Source organism: Ruegeria haliotis (genome assembly GCF_013377785.1).
GTDB lineage: Bacteria > Pseudomonadota > Alphaproteobacteria > Rhodobacterales > Rhodobacteraceae > Ruegeria > Ruegeria haliotis.
Genome location: NZ_JABXWT010000010.1, coordinates 134,186 through 140,358, shown reverse-complemented (window position 1 = coordinate 140,358; position 6,173 = coordinate 134,186). Strand labels below are relative to the sequence as shown.

5 protein-coding genes are annotated in these 6,173 nt (G+C 56.7%); 1 reads left to right on the top strand and 4 read right to left on the bottom strand.

The features are described 5' to 3' along the window. The first annotated feature begins 334 nt into the window (after window positions 1-334). The gene (locus HW561_RS16145; RefSeq protein WP_328803298.1) at window positions 335-1,033 is read left to right on the top strand and encodes a LytTR family DNA-binding domain-containing protein; all 699 of its coding nucleotides are present in this window, start codon (window positions 335-337) and stop codon (window positions 1,031-1,033) included. Here HW561_RS16145 and pdeM read toward each other — a convergent pair. The 4 genes from pdeM to HW561_RS16125 all read right to left on the bottom strand — a co-directional run bounded on the left by pdeM (window position 1,030) and on the right by HW561_RS16125 (window position 6,170). Next, the gene (pdeM, locus tag HW561_RS16140; RefSeq protein ID WP_176866372.1) at window positions 1,030-1,698 is read right to left on the bottom strand and encodes a ligase-associated DNA damage response endonuclease PdeM; all 669 of its coding nucleotides are present in this window, start codon (window positions 1,696-1,698) and stop codon (window positions 1,030-1,032) included. The genes HW561_RS16145 and pdeM overlap by 4 nt on opposite strands. Before the next feature lie 41 nt (window positions 1,699-1,739). Next, a complete protein-coding gene (locus tag HW561_RS16135; protein WP_176866371.1) occupies window positions 1,740-4,151 on the bottom strand; it encodes a ligase-associated DNA damage response DEXH box helicase in 2,412 nt (803 codons plus the stop codon). A gap of 48 nt (window positions 4,152-4,199) precedes the next feature. Then, window positions 4,200-5,507 carry an ATPase gene (locus HW561_RS16130; RefSeq protein WP_176866370.1) on the bottom strand — a complete coding sequence of 436 codons (1,308 nt, stop codon included), beginning with the start codon at window positions 5,505-5,507 and terminating at the stop codon, window positions 4,200-4,202. Between the two features lie 117 nt (window positions 5,508-5,624). Beyond that, window positions 5,625-6,170, bottom strand: a complete 546-nt coding sequence (locus HW561_RS16125; RefSeq protein WP_176866369.1) for a prepilin peptidase — start codon at window positions 6,168-6,170, stop codon at window positions 5,625-5,627. Window positions 6,171-6,173: the final 3 nt, after the last annotated feature.

Sequence of the window (6,173 nt, the reverse complement as noted above, 5' to 3'; positions counted from 1 at the left end):
GCCTGCTGGCCAATACCCTCACCGCATGCAGCCGCGCAAATGACCTGCCAGAACCCGAAGGCCTGACCGCCTGAAGAACGATGGTCGGGCCTTTACCGGGGCCTGGCCGGTTCGTTTGACCAAATAGATCCACTCAATTCTGAACGTCAGAAGTCAACCCCTTGTCAAATGGGTTGACTGTTCGGTAAATCGTGATAATCCTGTTTTTCCAGCCAGTTACCAAGTATGGACGCAAACCACTTGTGACGTTTGAGCTGGGCCTTGGGGATTGGCTCGTTAAGTTGGTATGACGTCAAAGTTGAATTTAGTCCGAAATGTTTGCAGTCCGCAGCGGGTGGTCGCAGGTTTCGTTTTCCTGCCTTTGCTGGCTTATACCTTTCCACCCTTTCTGGTCTCGGACTTGCCGTTTGCATTGCGCCTGTTGTTTTGGTCCGGGGTGATGGTTCTTGCCCTGACGGTGACTTGGACAGCACGGAAACTGGTTCGTGAAAACCTGACACCACTGAATCTGCCAGCGCGTGATCTTGTGTTTGCCGGTTTGATCCTGGCGCTGTTCACCCCTTCGCTTTGGATGCTGGCTTGGGTGCTATTTACATTTGGTGGTCACATAGCACCCGGGGCGCAACCTGTTGCTATATATGGCGTGCTGTTTTCTGCAGGATTGCTCCTTGCGCGAAGGGGTGACCTGAGCGCGCCAGAAGACGAGGAACCTGTACCAACGACACCGCGCCTTGTCAGACGGTTGCCAGCCTCGTTCCAAGGTCAGATTTGCCGCCTGACCGTCAAAGACCATAATGTCGACGTCGTCACATCCGAGGGCACCTTTACCATCCGGTCGCGGTTTACAGATGCAATCGCCGAGATGGAGCCGGTGCCGGGGCATTGTTCTCATCGCTCCCATTGGGTGACCGATGCCTCTATTGTTGGCACCGAAAAGGTGGATGGAAAGACGTTCCTCCGATTGAAGAACGGTGATTTTGTTCCGGTCAGTCGGAAATACAAGCCGAAGCTGGAAGAAGATGGCCTGATCTAGACACGACGCGGCATTGGAATGATCTGCGGTTGCGATCCGGTCAGGATGGCCATGGCCCCGGTTTCCATCAAATTCGAAAGCGCCGGATCTGAACTGCGCAACCCCCCAGTGTAGGTCCCATAAGCAGGCAGAATAAGACGATTGCAGTCCAGCAGGAATGCTGGCCGCGTAATGGACCGTCCCTTGATGCGCACGCTTGCCTTCGGATGATAGTGACCAGACACCTCGCTTTGGCCACCAGCCTGCGCGATATGACGGAAGACCAGCGGGCCGCAGGTCCATTCGGACAAGTGAGTTCCACCAAGTTCGATAGGACCGGGATCGTGGTTGCCTTCGATCCAGATCCAGCGACGGCCCGCCTGCAGACTGGAAATTTGCATTTTTTCGCAAGATTCTAGGGTTATGGAGGCATCCAGATCGTCGAAACTGTCGCCTAGACAAACGACCATCTCAGCTTTGGTTCTTTCGAGATCCACAGCAAGTCGATTCAGCGTATCGTGATTGTCATAGGGTGGCAGCGCGGGCGCCCCGCGCCGGGCCATCCGTTCGGATTTGCCCAGATGCAGGTCTGACACGCACAGCAACTTAAGATCCGGCCACCAGAGCGCCCCGGATGCCAAGGCGCACAGATGCTGATCGGCAAAAGAAAAATCAACCCCGTTCATGATACGTTCTTTGCCTGTTTCGCATAACGGTGCAAGGAAAATCACATCGGTTGCAGACCGGCCACTTGCAACAGGCGTGCGCTTTCTTCCGCCAGTAGCCTTTCTTCGGCGGCCCCTTTGACCGGAACTTTGCCGACCTCCAGAAACAGCGGCGCAGCCAGAGGCGAAACACGATCGAGCCGTAGCAAATCAATCCTGTCACCAATACGGGCAACCATGGCCTCGATTCGGCCGAAATCGACCAACCCACGCATGGCTTCTTCACGGGTGATCTGCATCAACAAGTGATTGGGATCATATTTCAGCAGCGTATCATACAGGATATCGGACGAGAACGTCGCCTGCCGCCCGTTTTTGCGCTGCCCGCCGATATTGCGTTCTATCAGCCCTGCGATTGTGGCCGACGCGCGAAAGGTGCGCTTCATCACGGCGTTTCCGGCCAGCCACTTGTCCAGCCCGTCACGCAAGGCGCCCAACTGGAACAGAGGGCGCGGGTCTGTCACCTCATCCAGCCCCCAGATCAGCGTGGCGTAGTCGGTTGCGACAAACCCAAGGGGCGCCAACCCGGTTTCTTCCATTCGTTTGGTCAGCAACAAGCCAAGTGTCTGCTGCGCGTTGCGCCCGGCGAAGCCATAGACACACAGGTTTTCGCGGCCGTCATTGGGAAAGCTCTCGATCAGCAACCTGTCACGTTGGGGCAGGTGGGACATATCTCTCTGCAGTGCCAGCCACTCGGCGGTATGGGATGGCAGTTGCGGCCAGTCCGGCTGCGCGAACATGTGCAGTATCCGCTCACTCAGCTGCGTGGATGTTGCAAACTTGGTGCCCGAAAAGGTGGCGATTTTGGGCTTCTTGTCAGCGCGGCGGCTGACCTCCACCACCATTTCACGCAGCCCTTCATAGCGCACGATCTGCCCACCGATCAGAAATGTATCGCCCGGCGTCAGTGAGGCGGCAAATGTCTCTTCAACCTCGCCCAAAGGTTTGCCACCCCGATTGCGCTTCAGTCGTACTTTCAGAGTGTCCGTGTCCTGAATGGTGCCCAGGTTCATGCGGATACGCTGAGCCGCCCGTGGATCACGCAGTTGCCACAACCCGTCTGGCCGCTGTTGCAGTCGTTGCCAGCGGTCATAGGCACGCAGGGCGTAACCGCCAGTCGCACAGAACTCCAGACAAGCATCAAATTCGGTGCGGGTTAGCTGAGCATAAGGCCCGGCCGAGGTCATTTCAGTAAACAACGTATTGGCATTAAATGGGCCTGCCGCCGCCGCAATGAGAATATGTTGGCACAACACATCCCGTGGGCCAGATCCGCGTGATTCGCCATCCAATTCATGTGCCTTGGCAGCTTCCAGAGCGGCGACGCACTCAACCACTTCGAATCGATTAGCGGGCACCAGCAGCGCCTTGGAGGGGGCGTTGTAGCGGTGATTGGCTCGCCCGATCCGCTGTACTAGCCGTTTGACGTTTTTGGGCGCGCCTATCTGGATCACCAGATCAACGTCGCCCCAGTCAATGCCCAAATCCAAACTGCCGGTACAGACAATGGCCCGCAGATCGCCACGTACCATAGCGGCCTCAACCCTTTCGCGTTGTTGCCGATCCAGACTGCCGTGGTGGATGCCAATGGGCAGGCCCTCGTCATTGGCAAGCCAGATGTTGTGAAAGAATATCTCGGCTTGCGCGCGGGTGTTGTGAAAGATCAGCGTCGTCTTGTGTTGCCTGATCTGGTCCAGCACCGCAGGGATCGCATAGGCAGCGCCACCCCCGGACCAAGGGGGCATTTCTTGGGTTTCCAGCATCGAGATATCAGGATCAGGGCCGGGATCCGCCTGAATGATCCGACACGGATCAGGATGACGGGCCAGGAAGCGCGCAATCGCGGCCGGGTCTTCAACTGTCGCAGACAGGCCTACGCGACGCATATCGGGGCAAAGGTGTTGTAGGCGTGCCAAAGCCAGCATCAATTGATCCCCTCGTTTGCTCTCGGCAAGGGCGTGGATCTCATCAACTACAACCCGCTGCACCCCGTCGAACATGCGGGGTGCATCCTCATAGGACGTCAGCAACGCCAAACTCTCAGGCGTTGTCAGCAGAATATGCGGTGGGTCCGCGCGCTGTCGCTTTTTCTGGGTGGCCGAAGTATCGCCCGTTCGGTCTTCGATCCGGATTGGCAGCCCAATCTCGTCAACCGGGGTTCGCAGGTTGCGTTTGATATCCGCCGCCAGCGCCTTGAGGGGTGAAACGTAGATCGTGTGCAGACCTTTGTGCCCACCGTCAGCAAGCTCTACCAGAGAGGGTAAAAACCCCGCCATCGTCTTGCCGCCACCAGTAGGCGCGATAAGCAGACTTGCCGGGTCTTGCGCCCGGTCGAACATCTCTTGCTGATGCGGATGGATGGACCAGCCCTTGGCGGCGAACCAAGCTGCAATCCGGGTGGGAATCTGCGTCATGTCGGCAGATTATCCACCCGGGATCAAAATGGCACGGGGCTGACGGGCCTAGTGGATGATTTTCTCTTCCTTGACGAACATGTTGGCCCAGGCGCGATCTATCAACTCGGGGCTCATCTGATAGGGGATGCCTTCAAACTCGCAGATCGAAATCATCTGATCGATAAGGAAGATCGGCTGATAGTTGGCGTAGATATTGTCGATGGTCGGATATTTGACCTTCAGCAGATGTACCAGTGCGCCCTCATCCAGTGGTACGCCGCGTTTGCGGGCGACCATTGCAAAGATCTTGAGGTAGTTTTCCTGGTTCGGTCCGTCGATTTTGATCTTGAAGAAAATCCGTCGCAGAGCAGCCTGGTCGAAGATTTCGTTCGGGTGGAAGTTGGTCGAGAAGATCACCAGCGTATCAAACGGGACTTCGAATTTCTCGCCTGATTGCAGACCGAGGATGTCCTTGTTTTCTTCCAGCGGAACAATCCAGCGGTTGATCAGCGCCTGCGGTGGCTCGGCCTGACGGCCAAGGTCATCCACGATAAAGATGCCGCCGGTCGATTTCAGCTGCAACGGCGCCTGATAGGTTCGCGCGGTGGGGTTATAGACCAAATCCAGCATGCTCAGCGACAGTTCACCGCCTGTCACCACGGTCGGGCGTTCACACTGAACATAACGGGTATCAAACCGCTTGCGGCGACGCAGACTGTTGGGATCGTCAGCTTCCTGCTCGATTGCGTTGTGCACGATCGGATCATAGACGGTGATCACCTGACCGGCGTATTCAATTGCACGCGGCACATAGACGTTGTCGCCCAGCGCATCGCGAATCCCGTTGGAAATTGAGGATTTACCGTTTCCCGGCGGGCCATACATCAGAACTGAGCGTCCGGCACTGACCGCAGGCCCCAGCTGATCGAGCAGGCTGTCGGGCAGAACCAAATGGCCCATCGCGCCTGTTAGCTGGTCACGGGTGACCTGAATGTTCCGGATCGACTGGCGTTTGACCTGTTCGCGATACACATCCAGCGGCACAGGCATGGCGCCAAAATACTCTGACTGGCTCAGCGCATCCAACGCGCGGGCCTTACCTGCATCCGTGAGCTGATAACCCATTTCGTTGCCACTGTTGGCGTTTAGCGTACCAGTCGCCTCAAGCAGTTTCTGCTCGCGCGACATGTCGATCAGCTCCTGGGTCACGGAGCCCGGCAGGCAGATGGCCTCGGCGACTTCCGAGACGGTATCGACATTCTTGCGAAAGATGGTTTTCAACAGAATGTCCCGCATCATCACCACTGGGAGCTGCATTTCACCCAGCCCTTTGGGGGCAGGGGGGGCTATAACGGAGGAGGTTTGCATGTTCATGAGCGTTGCTCGTCTGTCCAATTGTAACGCCAAATGCCCGTCAAAGGGCGACTTGTGGGAAATCTGGCGCAGCTTTGTGGCGGGACCAAGGCGGGGACAAGGCGCGCAGATGATCGTTTACGATCCGAGAACAGTGCCCAAAATCAGATACATGGCCAAGGCTCCGGCCAAGGCGAGACCCATAGGGAATTGTTTGCCCCTGTCCCAGCTTTCCCAATGCGGTGCAATCGTGCGCAATCTGCTGTGTTTTGCCAACCGATGCGTCGCCACTGCCCCTAGAATGCTGGCTGTCAGAATAGCGGCCAACAACATCAAATCCGCAAACCAGACAAACGGTGAGGCCGCTGCCAGAAACTTTGCATCCCCCGCACCCATAGTGCCTGCGGCGTTCAAAACAATGCCAACTATCAATACGATGACGATATGCAGCAACTGCCAGACATAGATGGGTAAGGCGACCGCGAATGGTCCAAGATTCCCGCTGATCGTTCCCGTCGACCATGGCGGAAGGGCAATCAGACCTACCACAACAAACACCAAGGCCAGCGTCATAACCGCATGGTTCTTGATCCGCATTTCACGCATGTCCGTGAAGGCGACATAAAAACAAATAGGCAGTACGAACGGCAAGAACCAGGCCGCAGCATCCGCAGGGATGTTCATGTG

Excerpts from the sequence above, each read along its gene's own strand:
- HW561_RS16125 (WP_176866369.1), bottom strand. The coding sequence starts at position 6,170 with ATGAACATCCCTGCGGATGCTGCGGCCTGGTTCTTGCCGTTCGTACTG.
- HW561_RS16130 (WP_176866370.1), bottom strand. The coding sequence starts at position 5,507 with ATGAACATGCAAACCTCCTCCGTTATAGCCCCCCCTGCCCCCAAAGGG.
- pdeM (WP_176866372.1), bottom strand. The coding sequence starts at position 1,698 with ATGAACGGGGTTGATTTTTCTTTTGCCGATCAGCATCTGTGCGCCTTG.
- HW561_RS16135 (WP_176866371.1), bottom strand. The coding sequence starts at position 4,151 with ATGACGCAGATTCCCACCCGGATTGCAGCTTGGTTCGCCGCCAAGGGC.